The 20,327-nt window shown below is 70.4% G+C and carries 18 protein-coding genes; 10 read left to right on the forward strand and 8 right to left on the reverse strand.

What is annotated here, in order from left to right; genetic code table 11:
* The first annotated feature begins 73 nt into the window (after positions 1-73).
* Positions 74-1,669 carry an acyl-CoA synthetase gene (locus ABD793_RS06160; RefSeq protein ID WP_344856251.1) on the forward strand — a complete coding sequence of 532 codons (1,596 nt, stop codon included), beginning with the start codon at positions 74-76 and terminating at the stop codon, positions 1,667-1,669.
* An 8-nt stretch (positions 1,670-1,677) separates the two neighbouring features.
* Complete coding sequence (locus ABD793_RS06165) at positions 1,678-2,784, forward strand: NAD(P)H-dependent flavin oxidoreductase (protein ID WP_344856252.1); 1,107 nt, start codon at positions 1,678-1,680, stop codon at positions 2,782-2,784.
* Between the two features lie 1,438 nt (positions 2,785-4,222).
* On the opposite strand, the gene ABD793_RS06170 is transcribed toward ABD793_RS06165, so the two are convergent.
* Positions 4,223-5,029, reverse strand: coding sequence for a S1 family peptidase (locus ABD793_RS06170; RefSeq protein ID WP_344856253.1), 807 nt, complete (start codon positions 5,027-5,029; stop codon positions 4,223-4,225).
* Positions 5,030-5,417: 388 nt separating this feature from the next.
* Here ABD793_RS06170 and ABD793_RS06175 point away from each other — a divergent pair, with 388 nt between their 5' ends.
* The 5 genes from ABD793_RS06175 (at position 5,418) to ABD793_RS06195 (ending at position 9,055) form a co-directional block, all read left to right on the forward strand.
* Positions 5,418-5,981 (forward strand): hypothetical protein, encoded by a 564-nt coding sequence (locus tag ABD793_RS06175; protein ID WP_344856254.1) that lies wholly within the window; start codon positions 5,418-5,420, stop codon positions 5,979-5,981.
* Positions 5,982-6,022: 41 nt separating this feature from the next.
* The gene (locus ABD793_RS06180; RefSeq protein WP_344856256.1) at positions 6,023-6,523 is read left to right on the forward strand and encodes a hypothetical protein; all 501 of its coding nucleotides are present in this window, start codon (positions 6,023-6,025) and stop codon (positions 6,521-6,523) included.
* A 91-nt stretch (positions 6,524-6,614) separates the two neighbouring features.
* Positions 6,615-7,046 (forward strand): SRPBCC family protein, encoded by a 432-nt coding sequence (locus ABD793_RS06185; RefSeq protein WP_344856258.1) that lies wholly within the window; start codon positions 6,615-6,617, stop codon positions 7,044-7,046.
* Positions 7,047-7,175: 129 nt separating this feature from the next.
* Positions 7,176-8,609 (forward strand): MFS transporter, encoded by a 1,434-nt coding sequence (locus ABD793_RS06190; RefSeq protein WP_344856260.1) that lies wholly within the window; start codon positions 7,176-7,178, stop codon positions 8,607-8,609.
* The gene (locus tag ABD793_RS06195) at positions 8,606-9,055 is read left to right on the forward strand and encodes a MarR family winged helix-turn-helix transcriptional regulator (protein WP_344856262.1); all 450 of its coding nucleotides are present in this window, start codon (positions 8,606-8,608) and stop codon (positions 9,053-9,055) included. Before ABD793_RS06190 ends, ABD793_RS06195 begins: the two co-directional genes overlap by 4 nt.
* 17 nt (positions 9,056-9,072) lie before the next feature.
* On the opposite strand, the gene ABD793_RS06200 is transcribed toward ABD793_RS06195, so the two are convergent.
* The 4 genes from ABD793_RS06200 to ABD793_RS06215 all read right to left on the reverse strand — a co-directional run bounded on the left by ABD793_RS06200 (position 9,073) and on the right by ABD793_RS06215 (position 14,867).
* A complete protein-coding gene (locus tag ABD793_RS06200) occupies positions 9,073-10,734 on the reverse strand; it encodes a fumarate hydratase (RefSeq protein ID WP_344856264.1) in 1,662 nt (553 codons plus the stop codon).
* Between the two features lie 918 nt (positions 10,735-11,652).
* Complete coding sequence (locus tag ABD793_RS06205; RefSeq protein ID WP_344856266.1) at positions 11,653-12,693, reverse strand: sigma-70 family RNA polymerase sigma factor; 1,041 nt, start codon at positions 12,691-12,693, stop codon at positions 11,653-11,655.
* 267 nt (positions 12,694-12,960) lie between these two features.
* Entirely contained in the window at positions 12,961-13,386 is a 426-nt protein-coding gene (dtd, locus tag ABD793_RS06210) for a D-aminoacyl-tRNA deacylase (protein WP_344856268.1), read from the reverse strand.
* The gene (locus ABD793_RS06215) at positions 13,383-14,867 is read right to left on the reverse strand and encodes a DUF7782 domain-containing protein (RefSeq protein ID WP_344856869.1); all 1,485 of its coding nucleotides are present in this window, start codon (positions 14,865-14,867) and stop codon (positions 13,383-13,385) included. The genes dtd and ABD793_RS06215 overlap by 4 nt, the downstream gene beginning before the upstream one ends.
* A gap of 37 nt (positions 14,868-14,904) precedes the next feature.
* On the opposite strand from ABD793_RS06215, the gene ABD793_RS06220 reads away from it, so the two are divergent.
* Together ABD793_RS06220 and ABD793_RS06225 are read left to right on the forward strand one after the other, a co-directional pair.
* Positions 14,905-16,197, forward strand: coding sequence for an amidohydrolase (locus ABD793_RS06220; RefSeq protein ID WP_344856270.1), 1,293 nt, complete (start codon positions 14,905-14,907; stop codon positions 16,195-16,197).
* 8 nt (positions 16,198-16,205) lie between these two features.
* Positions 16,206-16,550, forward strand: coding sequence for a DUF3099 domain-containing protein (locus ABD793_RS06225; RefSeq protein WP_344856272.1), 345 nt, complete (start codon positions 16,206-16,208; stop codon positions 16,548-16,550).
* A gap of 25 nt (positions 16,551-16,575) precedes the next feature.
* Here the strand turns inward: ABD793_RS06225 and ABD793_RS06230 are convergent, their stop codons facing one another.
* The 3 genes from ABD793_RS06230 to ABD793_RS06240 are packed head-to-tail and all read right to left on the reverse strand — an operon-like array spanning position 16,576 to position 19,019.
* On the reverse strand, positions 16,576-17,445 hold the full coding sequence (locus ABD793_RS06230; protein WP_344856274.1) for a carbohydrate kinase family protein: 870 nt from the start codon (positions 17,443-17,445) through the stop codon (positions 16,576-16,578).
* Positions 17,442-18,353, reverse strand: coding sequence for a pseudouridine-5'-phosphate glycosidase (locus tag ABD793_RS06235; RefSeq protein ID WP_344856276.1), 912 nt, complete (start codon positions 18,351-18,353; stop codon positions 17,442-17,444). The genes ABD793_RS06230 and ABD793_RS06235 overlap by 4 nt, the downstream gene beginning before the upstream one ends.
* 9 nt (positions 18,354-18,362) lie before the next feature.
* Positions 18,363-19,019 (reverse strand): HD domain-containing protein, encoded by a 657-nt coding sequence (locus ABD793_RS06240; protein ID WP_344856278.1) that lies wholly within the window; start codon positions 19,017-19,019, stop codon positions 18,363-18,365.
* 90 nt (positions 19,020-19,109) lie between these two features.
* Between ABD793_RS06240 and ABD793_RS06245 the strand changes: the two genes are divergently transcribed.
* On the forward strand, positions 19,110-19,352 hold the full coding sequence (locus ABD793_RS06245; protein WP_344856280.1) for a DUF3039 domain-containing protein: 243 nt from the start codon (positions 19,110-19,112) through the stop codon (positions 19,350-19,352).
* Positions 19,353-20,327: the final 975 nt, after the last annotated feature.

Consider the following 20,327-nt stretch of genomic DNA (forward strand, 5'->3'; position numbering starts at 1 on the left):
CGATTACCTCCCGCGGTGCCGGCTGCGCTCTCGGGCGATTGCCCAGAACAATAACATGTTCTACTTTGGGTGCGTGGCACTCAACATCGCGGATCTACTCGAGCACGCCGTCGACGCCGTGCCGGAACGCGTCGCAGTCGTGTGCGGCGGGAGGCAGGTGAGCTTCGCCGAGCTGGAAGCGCGCGCGAACCGGCTGGCCCACCACCTCGCCGCCCACGGCGTGGGACAAGGTTCCCACATCGGTATCTACTCCCGGAACTCCATCGAAACGCTGGAAGCCATGTTCGCCGCGTACAAGCTGCGCGCGATCGCGGTGAACGTCAACTACCGCTATGTGCACGGCGAGCTGCGGTACCTGTTCGACAACGCCGACCTGGTCGCGCTGGTGCACGAACGGCGGTACGCGGACAAGGTGGCCGCGGTGCTGCCGGAGGCGCCGAAACTGAAACACGTTGTAGTCGTCGAGGATGGCTCGGACACGCCGTACGAGACGGGCGTGGAGTACGAAACGGCGCTTGCCGGGGAGTCGCCTGACCGCGATTTCGGCGAGCGCAGCGCGGACGACCGCTACATCCTCTACACCGGCGGCACCACAGGTTATCCGAAGGGCGTGCTGTGGCGGCACGAGGACATCTGGCGTGCGCTCGGCGGCGGGATCAACTTCGTGACCGGCGAATACGTACCGGACGAGTGGACGCTCGCCGAGGAGGGCAAGGCCGGTTCGCTGGTGCGGCTGCCCGCCGCGCCGCTGATCCACGGCGCAGCGCAGTGGGCTGCGTTCGGGGCGCTGTTCACCGGCAGCCCGGTGGTGTTCGTCCCGCAGTTCGACGCGCACGAGGTGTGGCGGGCGGTGCAGGAGCACAAGGTCCAGGTGCTCACCATCGTCGGGGACGCGATGGCGCGTCCGCTGATCGAGGCTTACCGCGCGGGCGACTACGACGCATCGTCACTGGCCGCGGTGTCGAGCCACGCGGCGCTCTTCTCGCAGTCGGTGAAACAGGAGTTCCTGGCGATGCTGCCGAATGTGGTGATCACCGACGCGATCGGCTCGTCGGAGAGCGGGTTCACCGGGATCGGCATGGTGGGCAAGGATTCCGACCACAGCGCGGGCCCGCGGGTCAGCTTCGGCAAGGACGCGATCCTGCTCGACGAGGCAGGCCGGGCGGTCGAGCCGAAGCCGGGCGCGGTCGGGCTGATCGGCAGGCGCGGGCACGTCCCGATCGGCTACTACAAGGATCCGGAGAAGACTTCGACGATCTTCGCCGAGGTCGACGGAGTGCGGTATGTCGTCCCCGGCGACTACGCGCGGTACGAGGACGACGGCACCGTCACGTTGCTCGGCCGCGGTTCGCAGTGCGTGAACACCGGTGGCGAGAAGGTGTACCCGGAGGAGGTCGAGGGGGCGCTGAAATCGCATCCGGACGTGTTCGACGCGCTGGTGATCGGTGTCCCGGACGAACGGCTGGGGCAACGCGTCGCCGCCGTCGTGCAGCCGCGGCCGGGGGCGACGCTGGACCTGTCCGAGGTTGAGGCGCACGTGCGCACCGAGGTCGCCGGGTACAAGGTGCCGCGCACGGTGTGGCTTGCCGACGAGATCGGCCGGTCGCCGAGTGGCAAACCGGACTATCCCTGGGCCCAGCGGTACGCCGCCGAGCACGAACCCGCTTAGGAGGGCGTATGCGCACCCCGTTGTGCGACCGGTTCGGCATCGATCTGCCGATCTTCGGATTCACCCCGTCGGAGCACGTCGCGGCCGCGATCAGCCGTGCGGGCGGGCTCGGCGTGCTGGGCTGCGTGCGGTTCAACGCCGCCGAGGAGCTCGACGCAGTGCTGAGCTGGATGGACGAGAACACCGACGGCAAGCCCTACGGGGTGGACATCGTGATGCCGGCGAAGGTGCCTGCCGAGGGCAGCCAGACCGACCTCACGAAGCTCATCCCGGAGGGCCATCGGTCCTTTGTGGACAAGGTGCTGCAGGATCTGTCGGTGCCGCCGCTGCCGGACGACACCGACGAGCGCGCCGGCGTGCTCGGCTGGCTGCATTCGGTGGCCCGGTCGCATGTGGACGTCGCGCTGAACCACCGGATCAGCCTGATCGCGAACGCGCTCGGCTCGCCGCCCGCGGACGTCATCTCGCGGGCGCACGAGGCGGGCGTCCCGGTGGCCGCACTGGCAGGCAAGGGCGCGCACGCCCTACGGCACGTGGACGGCGGCGTGGACCTGGTCGTGGCACAGGGCCACGAGGCGGGCGGGCACACCGGCGAGATCGCGTCGATGGTGCTGGTGCCGGAGGTCGTGGACGCGGTCGGGGACCGTGCCCCGGTACTGGCCGCGGGCGGCATCGGCTCGGGCCGCCAGATGGCCGCCGCGCTGGCACTGGGCGCGTCCGGCGTGTGGACCGGCTCGATCTGGCTGACGACGGAGGAATACCACCAGACGATGCCCGGCTCGACGGCCATGCAGCGCGCACTGGTGTCGGCGACCTCCGCGGACACCGTGCGAACCCGCGTGTACACCGGCAAACCGGCCCGCCTGCTGAAGACCCGCTGGACGGAGGCGTGGGCGGCCCCGGAAGCTCCGGACCCGCTGCCGATGCCACTGCAGAACCTCCTGGTGTCCCACGCACACAACCGCATCCACGCCGCCGACGACCCGACCGTGGTGTCGATGCCGGTCGGCCAGATCGTCGGCAGGATGAACCGGATCCGCCCGGTGGCCGAGGTGATCGCCGACCTGGTCGAGGGCTACGAGGAGGCAGTGTCCCGTTTGGACAAGACCCGCTGACCGGTCGGTATCCTCGCCCTTGGTGGCTTGGTGGCTTGGTGGCTTGGTGGGCATCCGTTCGGTCGGCCGGGAGACGCTCGCGGCGCGGCATGGCCGGTCAGCTGAGGGCGGCGGTGCGCCAGGGACAACCGGGCCGACGCAGGCGCCGCGGGATGGACAGGCGCGTGGCGCCGGCGGTGCGGAACGGGGAGCAGGCGCGCGATCGCCCACCACGAGGCGAGCGCGCAGGCTCCGCGTGCAAGAGCAACCGACCCAGGCCCAGGCGCCCGGAGCCCGGTCCGGACCCAGACCGGACCTGGACCCAGACCGGACCTGGACCCAGACCGGACCTGGACCCGGACCCAGACCGGACTTGGATCTGGAGCCGATCCCAGACCGGGGACCCAGACCGGACCCGGAGCCGGTCCCAGACCGGGGACCCAGACCGGACCCGGAGCCGGTCCCAGACCGGCGACCCAGACCAGGAGTCGGAGTCCGGCCCCAGAACCGACGCAGACTCCGGAATCGGAGCCGGTCCCAGGTCTCGGAGCCGGAGTGTGGAACCAGAGCCAGCCCCCAGGCCTCAGACCCAGACCCAGACCCAGACCCCCGGCGTCGGTCCCAGGCTCAGAGCCAGACCCTGGCGTCGGGTCCAGGCTCAGAGCGAGACTCCGGCGTCGGGTCCAGGCTCAGACCTTGGCGGCGGACCCAGGGCTCGGAGCCGGAGGACTGAGTCGGAGGGCAGACCTCCGAGTTGGGGCCCTGAACGCTGTCGCTGGTTCTCGGCGTCCGGAGCTGGGAGCCTGGCGGTCAAACTTCGAGTCCGGACTCCGGAGTGTGGACTCCGGGGTGTGGTCTGGGGTGTGGGGGTCTGGGTCCCGCCTTGGGTGTCAGGATCAAACTTCGCTCTGCCCGGTGCCTGGCCCTGCCGGGGCGAATGTTTCCTGCGGTCACGTTGGTCGGCGTTAGTCGGGGCCTTCCTGTGGCCGGTCGGAGGGACTGGGCCTCTGGTGGCTGGGGGTGAGGCGTGCGTTGGGTGAGTGGTGTGGGGAGCTCCTCTCAATTGGGTGTTACTGGGCAAATGTTCGGATTTCGGGTGCGGAGGCCGTGGTTCGGGCCCCGGGGCCGGAGTGGATCTGGTGGTGGGATACAGGATTCGGTGTCCGGTTTGGGTTGGTAGCGCTGTATGTCCTCCTTGAGTGGGGAAGGGGCTTTCCGGGAGTGGGGATCAGGCGGGTTGTAGTGACGGCAGGAGTGAAGTGACCGGGGCGAGGTGATTTCGGGGTGCACCGACGGCTGGGGAAGTGGCTGGGGTGAGCGATCTCGGGGTGCACCGACGGGCTGCACGCTCCGTGTACAAGAGGGGTGCAATGACCTCGGGGTGCCGTGGTTGTGGGATGAAGTGGTCGGGAGCCTCCAGGGTGTGGGGGTCGGGTGGTTCGGGCGGCTGGGGCAGGGGTCAGATCTTCTCGGCGGCTGCGGCGATGTCGGAGGCGAAGGTGCTCACCTCGGTGTACACGCCGGGGGCGTGTGCGCGGGCGCAGCCGTCGCCCCAGCTCGTGATGCCTAGCTGGGTCCATTTGCCGGATTCGTCGCGGCGGAACAGTGGGCCGCCGGAGTCGCCCTGGCAGGTGTCCACGCCGCCGTCGTCGACGTTGCCCGCGCAGAGTTCCGCGTCCGGTTTCAGGTCGCCGTAGCCGGCGCCTTGGGCTTGGCAGGTTTTGTCGTCGACGAACGGGACGTCGGCCTTGCGCAGGTACCGTTGCTGGTCGCCGTCCTCGGAAGCTGCGCCCCAGCCGGCGATGGTGAACGTGCCGGTGTTGCCGGCACCCGAGGTGGCCAGCGGCAGTGTCGGGATTCCGCGGACCGGGCCGGCCAGTTTGATCAGTGCCCAGTCGCCGCCGGTCGTGTCGTAGGTCGGCGAGCGGTACACGGAGCTGGATCGCACCTCCTTGGCGTCCGAGCTGTGCAGATCGACGACGCCGAGAGTGGCGGTGATGGACGTGTCGTTGCCGGTGCGGGACACGCAGTGCGCGGCGGTGAGCACGATCTGCTCGGTGTACAGCGCACCACCGCACCCCATCGACAATCGCACCATCCACGGGAACTCCCCCGGGTCGGCGCGGGTGCCCCCGACGACCCGGGTGCCGTCGGCCGACGGCGGTTGCCCGGCCGCCGCGGGTATCGCGAGTCCTGCGGTGCTGGCGAGTGCCGCGGCACCCACCGCGACGTTTCTGAGCAGGCTGATCCATCTCTTGCCGGCCAAGGGAATTGTCCTTCCAGTGTCCATTGTGGAGCTTATGCTCCACGGGGCGGGCGGTGATGAATCGACTACACCAGAGCCCAGAGAAGCGGACAACCGGCCTTCTCCGGAGGATAGGGATTCTTCACCACTCTGGGCACACTTCCCCAACCGCTGCCCCATCGGAATTCGGGCCACCGCTGGGAAAACCCGTCCAGCGAAGCGCGACGCGAGCGGGACTTTCGTGCCGAGGTCTGGTGTCCGGGCACCCCCGGTGCTAGGGCTTGCCGGAGCCCGCACGGTGGACCGGGCGGGCCGATCCGAGCGTGTGGTTGCCTTGTCGAAATCCGCCTCGTCGCGAGAATTCGGGCCGCGGATGCAACCGGACCGGCCCGGATTTCGTCCGCAATGCATGCGGACAACCGGAAAAGTACTGGCGACGAGTGTGCTGCTGCTCGCAGTGGCCGCCTGCGGTGACCAAAGCGACCAAAGTGGCCAAGGCAACCAGAGCGATCAAAGCAACCAAAGCAGCGAGAACAGCCAGGACGGCCAAGGCGGCCAGACCGGAGCGACCGCCTCGCGTTCGCCGTCGCAGCTGCCCTCGGCCCCGCCTCCGGCGCCGTCGTCCGTCCCGCCTGGGCCGCCGCAGAGCCGCCCGACGCAGGGGGTGCCGCCGGGGGATACCGCACCGGCCGCCGGACAGGTCGACGCGTCGGCACTGCCCGCGGGCTACCCGCACGACGTGGTACTGGCCGATGGCGGTTCGACCGTGGTGGTCCAGGCCGAGGAAGCCGGGTGCGACCAGGTCAGCGCAGCCGCCGGGGAACAGAACGGCGACCATGTGGTGGTGACCGTGACGCTGGTCCGGGCACCGCACGGGAAGATGTGCCCGATGCACGTCCGGGAGACCCCGCTGCCGGTGCGCCTCGCCGAACCACTGGGGGCACGGAAACTGCTGCTGCGGGCCGGTCCGTGAACGCGTGCAACCCGGCAGGCCGGTCGTTCCGTCCAATCGTCATGAGGTACTCGACGAAGCTGATCGGAACGGCAATGATCCTCGCGACGGTCACGGCGTGCGGCAGTCAGCAGCCGATGGCCACGGCACCGGCGGCCGGGGGCGACTCCGCGGCACCGAGCGGCAGCGTGACGACCTCGCCGGCGTCGCCGACATCCACGCCTGCCCCGGGTAAACCGCAGTTCCAGGTTCCGGCGGGCAGTGTCCCGGTGCCCGCGGGCAAACTCGACGCCGCGGCTCTGCCCAAGCAGTACCCGCGCGAGGTCTACACCGGCAACGGCGGCACGATCCTGGTCGTGCGTGCCGAGGAAGGCGGCTGCGGGCACGCCCTCGGCCAAGCGGTCGAGCAGACCGCACAGCACGTGGTGGTGGACCTGAGCGAGACGAAGGCGAAGCCCGGCCAGATGTGCACGATGGACCTGCGCCATCCGGTGATCTCGGTGGCGCTGGCGGCTCCGCTCGGCGAGCGGACGGTGGTACTGGAGAAGTCGCCGCCCCGGTGACGGCTTCCTGCGCGGCGGCCGCCGGGTGACTTCGTCGGTGGGCCACCCGGCGGCCGCATTGATCGGGTCCGGCGCACCTAAGGTGCCGGGTATGGGAAATCGCCAGGTTTCACGCACCGCGGTGATCGCCGCCCCGCCGGAGCGGCTCTTCGCGCTGCTCGCCGACCCCGCGCAGCATCCGCTCATCGACGGCTCGGGCACGGTCCGCTCCGGCAGCGGCCCGGCCCGGCTGTCGCTCGGCGCGACGTTCGGCATGGACATGAAGATGCGCAAGCGATACCGGGTGCGGAACACCGTGGTGGAGTTCGAGGACAACCGGCTCATCGCGTGGCGGCATTTCATGGGACACCGCTGGCGCTGGCTGCTCGAACCGGACGGCGACGGGCAGACCAGGGTCACCGAGACGTTCGACTGGTCCACCGCGCGAGTGCCGTTCGCGCTCCGGCTGGCCGGCTTCCCGAAGCGCAACGCCGAGGGCATCGAGAAGACCCTCGCCCGGCTCAGCGCAATGTTCCCGGGCTGAGCGGGCGGGGGATTCGCGCGGGATGTCCGGTCCCGCCGGTGATCTGTGCCGCGTCCGGCGCCCGGCAGGGCGGGATAGTTGTAATCTGGCAAATGTTATAGACCTACAACTATCCCGAGCGGGAGTGGCATGCCGGAGCTGAGCCGACGGCGGCGGCAGATCGTGCTCGCCGTCTGTTGCCTGAGCCTGTTCATCGTCGGCCTGGACAACACGATCGTGAATCTGGCGCTGCCTGCCATCCAGCGCGATCTCGGCGCGTCCGTGTCGAGTCTGCAGTGGACGATCGACGCCTACACGCTCGTGCTCGCCAGCCTGCTGATGCTGTCCGGTTCGACCGCCGACCGGCTCGGCCGCCGCCGCACGTTCCAGACCGGGCTGGTGCTGTTCGGGATCGGCTCGCTGCTGTGCGGGCTCGCGCCGAACGTCGGGCTGCTCATCGTTTTCCGTGCGGTGCAGGCGATCGGCGGGTCGATGCTCAACCCGGTCGCGATGTCGATCATCACCAACACGTTCACCGAACCCCGGGAGCGGGCCCGCGCGATCGGTGCCTGGGGCTCGGTGGTCGGCCTGAGCATGGCGGTCGGCCCGGTGGTCGGCGGCGCGCTCGTCGAGTCCGCGGGCTGGCGGTCGATCTTCTGGATCAACGTGCCGGTGGCGCTGGCCGCGGTGGTGCTCACCGCGGTGTTCGTGCCGGAATCGCGCGCGCCGCACGCGCGCAGGCTCGATCCGGTGGGCCAGCTGCTGGTGATCGTGTTCCTCGCCGGGCTCACCTACGGGATCATCGAAGGCCGCGACGCCGGCTACGGCTCGCCGCCGATCCTCGTCTCCTTCGTGCTCGCCCTCGTCGCGCTTGCGGTGCTCGTGCCGTACGAGCGGCGCCGGGTGGAACCGTTGCTGGAACTGAAGTTCTTCCGCAGCGTGCCGTTCTCCGGCGCGACGCTGATCGCGATCTGCGCGTTTGCCGGGCTCGCCGGATTCCTCTTCGTCAACACGCTCTACCTGCAGGACGCGCTGGGGTACAGCGCACTGCACGCCGGATTGCTCACTCTCCCGATGGCCGCGATGACGGCGGTCGCGGCGCCGATCGCCGGCCGGGTGGTCGGTGCCCGGGGCGCCCGGCTGCCACTCGTGCTGGCCGGCGTGGCGATCACCGTGGCGGCTGCCCTGCTCGCCGTGATCACCGTGGACACGCCGTTGTGGTGGCTGATCGTCGCCTACGTCGTCTTCGGGGTCGGTTTCGGCATGGTCAACGCGCCGATCACCAACGCGGCTGTCTCCGGGATGCCACGGGCACAGGCCGGGGTGGCCTCCGCGATCGCGTCCACGAGCCGCCAGGTGGGGGCGTCGTTCGGGGTCGCGGTGATCGGCGCGGTCGTCACGTCCGGGGTGCGCGGCTCGTTCGCCGAGGGGCTGGCCGAGGCCAGCCACGCCGGCTGGTGGATCATCTGCGGATGCGGTCTGCTGGTGCTGGCGCTGGGCCTGGTGACCACGAGCGGGTGGGCGCGGGCGAGTGCGCGCCGGGTGTCCGCCGATCTCGATCCCGAGCTGGTGTCCGCCGGGTGAGCGCGGACGAGGCGACCCGGGTGTGGGCCCGGCTGCGCGCGGTGGTGCTGGAGATCCACGACCGCCGCGGTGCGGTGTCCGAGGCGCTGGGGATGAGCTTCATCAAGGTCAAGGCGCTGCGGCGGGTGGCAGCCGGCCCGCTGACCATGCGTGAGCTGACCGCGCAGCTGAGCACCGATTCCCCGTACACCACGCTGGTGGTGGACGATCTGGTCCGGCGTGGGCTCGTGGTCCGCGAACCCGATCCGGACGACCGCCGCAGGCGCATCGTCACGGCCACGCCGGCCGGGCGCCGGGAGGCGGCCCGCGCGGACCGGCTCGTCGGTGAACCGCCGCCGCAGCTGCGGGCGCTCTCCGCCGCCGAACTCGCCGAGCTGGACCGGATCGCCGGGCTGCTCACCGGTCAGGCGCCACCCGGTCCGTCCACTGCGGACGGACCGGGCTGATCCGTTGCGGTGCAGGGTCAGCGGAAGCTGATCTGCAGCACCGGTTCGCTGGTTTCGGCGAAGAAGTCGTTGCCCTTGTCGTCGATCACGATGAACGCGGGGAAGTCCTCCACCTCGATCCGCCAGACCGCTTCCATACCGAGTTCGGCGTATTCGAGCACGTCGACCTGCTTGATGCAGTCCTTGGCCAGCCGCGCCGCCGGGCCGCCGATCGAGCCGAGGTAGAAGCCACCGTGCGCACGGCAGGCCGCGGTGACCTGGCTGGAACGGTTTCCCTTGGCGAGCATCACCAGTGAGCCGCCCGCGGCCTGGAACTGCGCGACGTAGGAGTCCATCCGGCCGGCCGTGGTGGGACCGAACGATCCGGACGCGTAGCCCTCCGGGGTCTTCGCCGGGCCCGCGTAGTAGACCGGGTGGTCGCGCAGGTACTGCGGCATCTGCTCGCCGGCGTCGAGCCGTTCGGCGATCTTCGCGTGCGCGATGTCGCGCGCCACCACCAGCGGGCCGGACAGCGACAGCCGGGTCTTCACCGGCAGCTGGGACAGCTGTGCGCGGATCTCGTCCATCGGCCGGTTCAGGTCGACCCCGACCACCTCGTCGGACAGGTCGTCCTCGGTCACCTCGGGCAGGAACCGGGCGGGGTCGTGTTCGAGCTGTTCGATGAACACGCCCTCGGCGGTGATCTTCGCCTTGGCCTGGCGGTCGGCCGAGCAGGACACGGCGATGCCGACCGGGCAGCTGGCGCCGTGCCGGGGCAGCCGGACCACGCGCACGTCGTGGCAGAAGTACTTGCCGCCGAACTGCGCGCCGATGCCGAACTGGCGGGTCATCTCGAGCACCTGCTGTTCGAGGTCGGCGTCGCGGAACGCGTGGCCCAGTTCGGAACCCTCGCGGGGCAGATCGTCGAGGTAGCGGGCGGAGGCGAGCTTCGCGGTCTTGAGATTGAACTCGGCGGACATGCCGCCGACGACGATCGCCAGGTGGTACGGCGGGCAGGCCGCGGTGCCGAGGCCGCGCAGTTTCTCGTCGAGGAACCGGGCAAGCCGTTTCGGGTTCAGCACGGCCTTGGTTTCCTGGTACAGGAACGTCTTGTTGGCGCTGCCGCCGCCTTTGGCCATGAAGAGGAACTCGTAGGACGGGTCGGCGGATCCGGTGTCCTTGTGGTAGAGCTCGACCTGGGCGGGGAGGTTGGTGCCGGTGTTGCGTTCCTCCCAGAAGTTCAGCGGCGCCATCTGCGAGTAGCGCAGGTTGAGTTGCTGGTAGGCGTCGAAGATGCCCTGGGAGAGGGCGCGTTCGTCGTCGCCGCCGGTGAGCACGCCCTCGGTGCGTTTGCCGATCACGATGGCGGTGCCGGTGTCCTGGCACATGGGCAGCACGCCGCCTGCCGAGATGGCCGCGTTGCGCAGCAGGTCCATCGCGACGAACCGGTCGTTGCCGCTGGCCTCGGGGTCGTCGACGATCGAGCGCAGCTGGGCCAGGTGCGAGGTGCGCAGCAGGTGCTGGATGTCGGTGATGGCGGTGCGCGCGAGCGTGGTGAGTGCTTCGGGGGTGACCTTCAGGAACTTGCGCCCGGCGGCTTCGACGACCTCGACGCCGTCGGCGGTGACCAGCCGGTACTCGGTGGTGGTGTCCTTGCCCAGCGGCAGGACTTCGGTGTGCTGAAACGTGGTGGACGGCACAGCCAGGCTCCTTTGCCCTGATCGGGATCCGCTCACGGTACTCACCGTCCGATCCCGCGGTGCCGCCCCCGCGGTCACTGTGGGCTACCGCACGTGGCGGGGGAGCGTGGTTCGGGAGGCCGGGCCCACCCCGACGGACCCGACCTCCCGGGGAAAGCGGAGCGGCTGCGCACACATCCACTCCGCGTGGATCGAGGGACGCCGCCGGGCTTCCCGTGGCGTGCGTCGCCTCCGCTTGCTACCCACTCCCCGGAACCGCCAAACCCGAAACTGCCCGCCCCGCCGAACAACCCGGCCTCGAAATCACAACGTTGCGCACGCGTTCGGCTACCGAAAGCTACCCACTTCGATCACACACTGCCCACGACGTCCCTACCCGCAGTGACGTCACGGGCGAAGTGCCGACGGAGTGCGCCGAACGGGCTCGCCTGATGGAGTGAGGGGCGGCACCCCAACGACGCTCTGACCAGGGACACCGGTGATCTGCTATTCGGCAGCACGCCTCGCCGACATCTCCACCGGCGACCTCAGCGCACCGTGACCACGGCGCGGATCCAGGAGGGAGGACCTGCCTGGTGGGAGTTTCGTCCCCCGCTGCCCCGATGATTTCAGGATCGAGGTGGCCAGGGACGGCCCAGGGTCGAGCCAGCCCAGCAGGGTTTCGGACTGAGCCCCAAAGCGCCCCTGGAGCAGTACACCGGCGAGTGCACCCCAAAGCCCCGCCTCACCCCGCCCCGAGGTCACCACCGACGCGTAGCGAGGTCACCGATGAAGCGACCACGGCGGGGGTCCAGGGGGCGAAGCCCGCCTGGCGGGGGTGACCCCCACAGAACACCTGAGGCCCGCCTGGCGGGGGTTGACCCCCACAGACACCTGAGGTGGGGGCGACAGCGAGCGCACCTCGCCCACACCCCCACCTCAGCTTGCGTATGCGCGCAGCCGGTCGGCTCGTTCGCCCTGGCGGAGTTTTGCCATGACCTCGCGTTCGATCTGGCGCACTCGCTCGCGGGAGAGGCCGAAGTGCTTGCCGATCTGGTCGAGGGTGCGGGGCTGGCCGTCGTCGAGGCCGTAGCGCAGGCGGATGACGTGCTGTTCGCGGTCGTCGAGGGTGGCGAGCACGCGGCGCAGGTCGTCCTGCAGGAGCCCGGAGATGACCGCGCTCTCCGCGTCGGTCGCTTCGGAGTCCTCGATGAAGTCGCCGAGCGGGGCGTCCTCCTCGGTGCCGACCGGCATGTCGAGGCTGACCGGGTCGCGGGACTGGTCGAGCAGGTCGGAGATCTTGTGCACCGGGATGCCCGATTCCGCGGCGAGTTCCTCGTGCGTGGCGTCGCGGCCGAGTTGCTGGTGCAGGTCACGCCGGATGCGGGCGAGCTTGTTCACCTGCTCGACGAGGTGGACCGGCAGCCGGATGGTGCGGCCCTGGTCGGCCATGCCGCGGGTGATCGCCTGGCGGATCCACCACGTGGCGTAGGTCGAGAACTTGAACCCCTTGGAGTAGTCGAACTTCTCCACCGCGCGGATCAGACCCAGGTTCCCCTCCTGGATCAGGTCGAGCAGCGGCATCCCCCGGCCGGTGTAGCGCTTGGCCAGCGACACCACGAGCCGGAGGTTGGCCTCCAGCAGATGGTCCTTGGCCCGGTGGCCGTCGCGCACGAGTGCGGACAGCTCCTTGCGGCGCTGGGTGCTGAGGTTCTCCGCGGTGTCCCGCATGTGCTGGGCGAACACACCCGCCTCGATCCGCTTGGCGAGTTCGACCTCGTCGGCGGCGGTGAGCAGCGCGGTTTTGCCGATGCCGTTGAGGTACACGCGCACCAGATCGGCGGCCGGGCTTTGCGCGTCGAGATCGGCGTCGGTGAGCGTGCCCGGAATGCTCGGGCTCACCGGCTCCTCGATCTGCTGTGCTGGAATCCCGCGCTCGCGAATCCCGCGCGCTTCGCGTTCGAGAGTCTGGACTGACATTCTGCCTCCCCGGTCACGGGCTGAACGTGTCTCGCCGGTGTAGCGCCTGCGGAACGGGGCCTGTGGATCCCGGACCGCGGGCCCAGCCGGCTTGGCTGGACACCGATGTCAACGCTCCGGGTCGGAGAAACGTTCCCGGCTCGTCCAAATGAGGACGGCCGGATCGGGTGTGCGGTTGCTCCACCAAAACTGAGGTTTTGCTGAGAACCGCACCGCGATGGGGAATAACGACGCGGAGTACCCCGTGCGGGTGGTGGCGAAAGTGGTCTAGACCTCAATCAGGACGGTGCACGGCCCGTCGTTCACGCTCGCTACGGCCATCATCGCGCCGAACCTTCCGGTCGCCACCGTCGCGCCGCGGCCGCGCAGCTCCTCGACCACGGCGTCGACCAGCGGCTCGGCGAGGTCCGGGCGGGCCGCGGCGGTCCACGACGGGCGGCGGCCCTTGCGGGTGTCGCCGTAGAGCGTGAATTGCGACACCACCAGCAGTGGCGCGCCGGTGCCCGCACAGGACTCCTCGTTCCGCAAAAGCCGTAATTCGTGCAATTTGCGCGCCATCACCGGCACCTTCGCCCGATCGTCGCCGGTGTGGATGCCCAGCAGCACCAACAGGCCCGGCTCGTCGATCGCTCCGACGACCTCGTCCGCCACGGTCACGCTCGCGCGGGTGACGCGTGCCACGACCGCCCTCATCGCGCCGCCGGCACGAGCATCCCGTGCCGCACCAGTTCCCGGACCACGGGCAGTGCCGCGGCGGCCAGTTCGTCCACCGCCAGTCCCTGCGCGGCGGCCAGCAGCTCCACCAGGTCGGTGAGCGGCAGCAAACCGCGGCAGCCGGCGAGCAGGCGCGTGGCGAGCTCGTCGACCTCGTGCTGCCAGCCGGGCCCGTCGGTGCGGTGCAGCCGGCGCACGGTGGTCTCCCAGCCTTCGTCGCCAGGGGAGTCGACGCGTTCCAGCAGCACGGTGTCCGGCACCTGGAAGGCGATGTCCATCAGCTCGTCGCCGTGCGCGCGCAGCCATTCGACACGGTCGAGCCAGTTCGCGGCCTCCGGGCCGAGCGGGTCGTCGTACGCCTGGCGAAGGTCTTCGCAGACGACAGTGGGCGTACAGCTGTCCGCGCGGCGAAGCGTGACGAAGCCGAAACCGATGCCCTGTACGTCGTTTTCGCTGAACCAGTCGAGCCACGCGGTGGCCTTCGCCCGGCCTTCCGGCGAACGTGGGTCGATGCCTTCGTCACGCAACCAAGTGCCGACGTACAGGCCGGGATCGGCTACGTCGCGCTGTACGAACCACGCGTCGGTCTCAGGCGGCAGCCAGCGGGTAACTCGGTCCGACCAGTCCTCGCCGCGCCGATGCAGCCACGAGGCGAGCAGCTGACCCACGCCGCCGTCGTCGAGGAAACCGGGCAGCTGTCGCACCACCAGTGCACTGGCGTCGTCTCCCGCCAGACCGGAATCGCGGTAGGTGTAGTCGACGCGCGGTGGCCCGACCACGAACGGCGGGTTGCACACCACCTGGTCGAACCGGCGACGGGCGACCGGCGCGAACCATTCGCCGCGCAGCAGCTCCACGTCCAGCTCGTTGAGCCGGAAGGTGCCCGCGGCGAGGGCGAGCGCGCGAGCCGACACGTCGGTGGCGGTCACCTGGCGGGCATGGCGAGTGGCGTGCAGCGCCTGTACGCCGTTGCCCGTGCCGAGGTCGAGCAGACGGTCGACCGGGCGGCGGCTCGTCGCGCGGATGAGGCTGAGCGAAGCGTGTCCGACCCCGAGCACGTGGTCCTCGGGCACGGTGTGCCCGAGCATGTCGGCGTCGAGGTCGGAAACCACCCACCACGAGCCCTCTTCGTCACCGTGCGGTCGGATGTCGAGGGCTGCGGCGTACCCGTCGTCGCTGGGGCGAAGGATGCCGGCTGCGACCGCATCGTCCGCTGTCAGTGGTGCGAAGGCGGTCGACACGGCCTTCTCGGGCTCCACGAGGCCGAGAAGGAACACTCGAATCAGGCAGCCGAGATCTCCTGCGTCGAGGCTGGCGCGCCGAGCGGGTTCGGGCTCGCCGCGGCCGAGCGCTGCATGCGCGCTGCCGCCGAGCGCGGCTACCACACCGTCGGCGTCGTAGGCGGCACGCCGGAAGGCTTCGCGCAGCCTTGCACAGACGTCGTCGGACAGGTTGGGCAGAGGTGTGTTCGTGCGCACAAGGGGTAAGCCTGCCACGATGACTCCCGTGACCACCGAGACCACTGACCGTGTCCTCGCACCGCTTGAGGATGCGCTGCCCGGATTGGAGGCGCTGTACGTCGACTTGCACCGCCATCCCGAGCTCGCGTTCACCGAAACCCGTACAGCGGCGGAGCTTGCCCGCCGTCTGACCGAAGACGGCTTCGAGGTGCACACGGAAGTGGGGCGCACCGGTGTGGCTGGCGTGCTGCGGAACGGTGAAGGTCCCACGGTCCTCCTGCGCGCCGACATCGACGCACTGCCGGTTGAGGAGCAGACCGGGCTGTCGTACGCGAGCACGGCGCGTGGCATCGACGAGAACGGGAACGACGTGCCGCTGATGCACGCGTGCGGGCACGACATGCACGCGACGTGGCTTTCCGGCGCCGCGCACCTGCTGGCTGCCGGTAGGGAGGGCTGGTCCGGCACGCTGCTCGTGGTGTTCCAGCCCGCTGAAGAAGGCGCGGGCGGTGCGCTGGCGATGGTCCACGACGGGCTATTCGAGCGCGCCAGCCGTCCCGACGTGGTGTTCGGCCAGCACATCGCGCCCGCGCCCGCGGGTTGGGTGCTCACGCGGCCGGGAGTGATCATGGCCGCCACCGAGACGCTGCGGATCACGCTGCACGGCCGTGGCGGCCACGGCTCGCGCCCGGAGACGACAGTCGACCCGGCGGTGATGGCTGCGTCGGTGGTGCTCAAGCTGCAGACGGTGGTGTCCCGCGAGACCGCGGCGACCGATCCGGCCGTGGTCACGGTCGGTTCGCTGCACGTCGGTACCGCGGCGAACGTGATCGCGGACGACGCCGTGCTGGAGGTCAACACCCGCGCGTTCGACGACGGAGTCCTGCAGCGGCTGCACACCGCCATCGAGCGGATCGTGAACGCCGAGGCCGCCGGAGCGGGCGCGCCGAAACCACCGACGATCGAGGTGGTCGGTGCCTATCCCGTCACGCACAACGACGAGGCCGCCTCGGAAGAGCTGACCGAGGTGTTCCGCGAGCACTTCGGCACCGAAGCCACACTGCCCGCGCCACAGGTCACCGGCAGCGAGGACTTCAGCGAGTTCGGCCGCGCGGCCGGCGTGCCCTCGGTGTTCTGGCTGGTCGGCGGCTTCGACCCGCAGCAGGTGATCACCGCGATGACCGAGGGACGGCTCGAATCGGACGTGCCGTCGAACCACTCGCCGCGCTTCGCCCCGGTCCTGCACCCGACGCTGCGCACCGGGGTCGAGACGCTGGTGGTCGCGGCTTTGTCGCGGTTCACCCACCCGGGTATCGGCGAACTGCGATGAGTGGGAGCATGGGAACCGGAGGTGGTGCCGTGAACGCGCCCGCCCACGGACCGGAGCCGAGTTCTGCGGTCCTGATCACCGAGGCCGAACCCTCGTACGAGGACCAGCTGGCGGCACGGAAGCGCAAGTACGTCACGATGATGGCCTGCCGGATCCCGTGCCTGGTCCTGGCCGGACTGACCTACCACACGTGGTGGCTGGCGATCACGTTCCTCGTCATCTCGGTGCCGCTGCCCTGGGTCGCCGTGCTGATCGCGAACGATCGCCCGCCGCGCAAGTCGGAGCAGGTGAACCGCTACGCACCGGAGGCCACCCGGATCGAGCACCGCGAGCACCGGGTGATCGACGGCTGACCTCCCGCCGCGCGGAGCCGGCCGGTCAGGGCTGCGGGCCCATCCGGCCCACTGCCAGCGCGCCGAGCCGGGTGCCCGCACGCAGGACGTCCACTGTGGACTTTCCGGCCAACCAGGTGGTGAGCACGCCGGCGTCGAACGCGTCGCCCGCGCCGGTCGAGTCGACACAGTCGGCCTCGACCGCGGGGACCGAGGTGATCCCGTCGCGGTCGACCCAGCTGGCACCGGCCAGCCCGGCGGTGACCGCGACCGCGCCAACCGAGGTGAGCAGTTCACCGGCGGATTCCGGATCGGCGGAACCGGTGAGCGCCACCAGTTCCTCGGTGTTGGGCAGCAGCAGGTCGGTTCCGCGCACGTCGGCGAGGAACGTCGCCGGATCGTGGATGTGCGCCGCCGCCTGCGGGTCGACCGAGGTGGTCAGGCCCGCCTCCTTCGCCGCGGCGAGCGCGGCCAGCCCGGCTGGGCGGGACGGCGGGTCCAGCAGTACGTAGCCGGACAGGTGCAGGTGACTTGCGCCGGCCAGCGCCTCCGGGGTGACGTCGCCGGGCGCGAAGCGCTGGTTCGCGCCGCGGTCGGCGAGCATGCTGCGCTCGCCGCCGCCGTCGACGAGCACCACGACGCAGCAGGTGGCGGCATCCGGATCGACCGCGAACGCGCAGCGCACGCCCGCCGCCTCCAGTTCGGCGCGGATCAGCCTGCCGCCGGAGTCGTCGCCGACCCTGGCGACGAGCGTGGCGTCCGTGCCGAGGGAACACAGCCACAGTGCGGTGTTCGCGCCCGAGCCGCCACCGGTGAAGCGCACCTTTGCGCGGGCGTCACCGCCGTGCGGGAGCGGTTGGTCGTGCCGCGCGACAACGTCAAGGCCGGCGTCGCCGACCACCACGACGGCGGTCACGACAGCGCCACCGCCACTTCGGCGGCGAGCTCGGCGTTGGACAGCACCAGCGCCTCGTTCGCATCGATGCTGGCTCCGCCGCTGCCGGTGTGGAAGTGCTCCAGCAGCAACGGGGTCACTTCCGAGCCGTGCACACGGTCCTGGTCCACTTTGGCCAGTCCATCGCGCAGCAGCCGGTCGTGCAGCGAACGGTCCATTTCGGACTCCGGAGGGATCGGATTCGCCAGCAGCACACCGGAATCGGCGAACGCGCGGTGTGCGGAGATCACCGCGGCGGCCTGCGCCGGGTCGTCGACGCGCCATCCGACCGGGTGGCCCGACGAGCGCAGGTAGAACGACGGGAAGTCGTCCGTGCGGTAACCGAGCACCGGCACCGAGCGGGTTTCCAGGACCTCCAGCGTGGCCGCGATGTCGAGCACGGACTTGACGCCGGAGCACACGACCACGGTCGGCACCTTCGCGAGCACGCCGAGGTCGGCGGACACGTCCCAGCTCTGCGCGGCGCCGAGGTGCACCCCGCCGAGCCCGCCGGTCGCGAAGACCCCGATGCCCGCCGCGGCGGCGAGCGCGGACGTCGCGGCCACCGTGGTCGCGCCGGATCGGCCGAGGCCTGCCGCCGGGCCGAGGTCCCGCAGCGACAGCTTCTCCAGACCGGCGCCGGGTGCGCACACGCGTTCCAGCTCGGCCGGGGAGAGGCCGATCACCGGCCGGCCGTCCAGCACGGCGATGGTGGCAGGCACGGCATTGCCGTCGCGCACGATTTGTTCGAGCCTGCGTGCGACGTCCAGGTTGCGTCCGTGGGGCAGACCGTGGGAAAGGATGGTGCTCTCGAGTGCGACGACGGGGTGACCGTCGCGCAACGCCGAGGCGACCTCATCGTGAAGGAACAGTGGGGTCTGTGTGGTCACGGACGGACATCATCGGTGATCGCCGTGCTCCGGGCGCCAGCGGGTCAGCTCCGCGCGCAGGTTCCGGCGCGCTGCGGCTTCCCAACGTGACCGCGCGCGCTCACTGAGGTACAGCTTCGGGCGCTTCAGCAGGTTCTCCAGGACAGCGGCGCGCCCGGCCGCCCACGTGGCTTCGTCGTAGCGTGCGTACTCCTGGCGCACGTTGTCCGCGTATGTGGCATACGCGGCTGGTGTTGCGCCGAGGATGGCGAGGTCGGCGTCGAGAAGAGCGACGGCGGCTGCGTCGCCTTCGGGGGCTTCGTGCTTCGCTGTCGCCAGCACGAGGGCTTCAGCGCGGTCGACGTGTTCCTTCGCCACGCCTGCGCGGGTCAGCCAGCGCTGTAGCCACTCGGCGCTGCGCCGTTCGTCTTCGCCGGGGATGGCGTCGTAGACCACGTCGTGTGCCCAGGCAGCGAGGACGACGACGGCGCGTTCGCGTACCGGCAGGTCTAGTGCCAGCTGCTCGGCGTCTTGGGCGACGGCAGCCGCGTGCGCGAGGCCGTGGTAGCGGCGGTGCGGTTCGCGGTAGCGCCGCTCCAGCTCGGCCCAGGCGTCGTGGCCGGCCCGGGGATCGCCACCGAGACACGCCAGCGCGGGCTGCCATCGGTGGGTGGGGTCGTGGGGCATCCCGGCTCCCGCTGGTTCGTGGGCGTGTCGGCGAGCCTACCGGCGCGGCCGGGCGTTCCGGGAGCGGCGCGGCTGAGGCATGATGGAGGGGTGAGCACCGAGACGCTGACCAAGCCGGAGACCGACAGCACCGAGTCGACCGACGACGACACCCCGAAGATGTTCCACTACGTGCGCAAGAACAAGATCGCCGAAAGCGCGGTCACGGGCACGCACGTGGTGGCACTGTGCGGCGAGGTCTTCCCGGTCACGCGCTCCCCGAAGCCGGGCTCCCCGGTCTGCCCGGCGTGCAAGGAGATCTACCAGGGCCTCCGCCCCGGCGGCGACGCCTGAGGACCCTTCTCGCGGACCCGGACCCGGACCCGGACCCGGACGCCTGCTCGCCGGGTCGGGGTTGCGGGCTGCGCTGCGGTGCTTGCCATGACCCGCGATGGCTGGGTGTGCCGGCTGGTCTGGCGACGGTGAGTGTGCCGGTCGGTCCGACTGCGGTGGGTGCGCCGGCTGGTCTGACTGCGGTGGGTGTGCCGGTCGGTCTGACCGCGGTGGCTGGGCGCGTCGGCTGCGCTGGCTGCTCTTGGCCGCGGCGGTCGATTGTTCTGGTCGACTGACCGCGCCGACGGCCTCGACCGTTGGCAGCCCGGTCGCGCCGACAGCCTGGTCGCGCCGACACTCCGCACGGCTGCACTGGCCGCCTTGACCCGCTCTGGGCCCGCCGAGCTGCGGACGATCACCTCCGGCAGCGGCTGACCCCTGCCCCGCCAGGACCCGCCTGCGCGGCACTGATGACTGCGCCCTTGACGGCGGGCACGCGCCACGTATAAGACCGCCTGCCGCCGACCGAACGGCCGCGAGCGGTCACCACTCGCGCGCGACCGGCCCGTCGGCACGCGACTGGTGACCGTTGGCGTGCGAGTGGTGACTTTCGTGCGCGAGTGGTCGCCGTTGGGTGCGGGTGGTGACTGTTCGTGCGAGTGATCGCCGTTGGGGTACGCCCAGGCGACGATTGAGGTGCGACCGGCGATCGTTGGCTCGCGAACGTCCATCTTTCGCGAGCGACCGGCCCCTTCGGCACGCGGCTGGCGACCGTTGGCGGGCGACTGGTGACTTTCGTGCGCGAGTGGTCGCCGTCGGCTCGCGAGTGGTGACCGTTCGCGCGAGTGGTGACCGTTGGCGGGCGGCTGTTCGCGCGAGTGGTGACCGTTGGCGGGCGGCTGTTCGCGCGAGTGGTGACCGTTGGCGGGCGGCTGTTCGCGCGAGTGGTGACCGTTGGCGGGCGGCTGTTCGCGCGAGTGGTGACCGTTGGCGGGC

This window comes from Amycolatopsis ultiminotia (genome assembly GCF_039536925.1).
GTDB classification, from domain to species: Bacteria; Actinomycetota; Actinomycetes; order Mycobacteriales; family Pseudonocardiaceae; genus Amycolatopsis; species Amycolatopsis ultiminotia.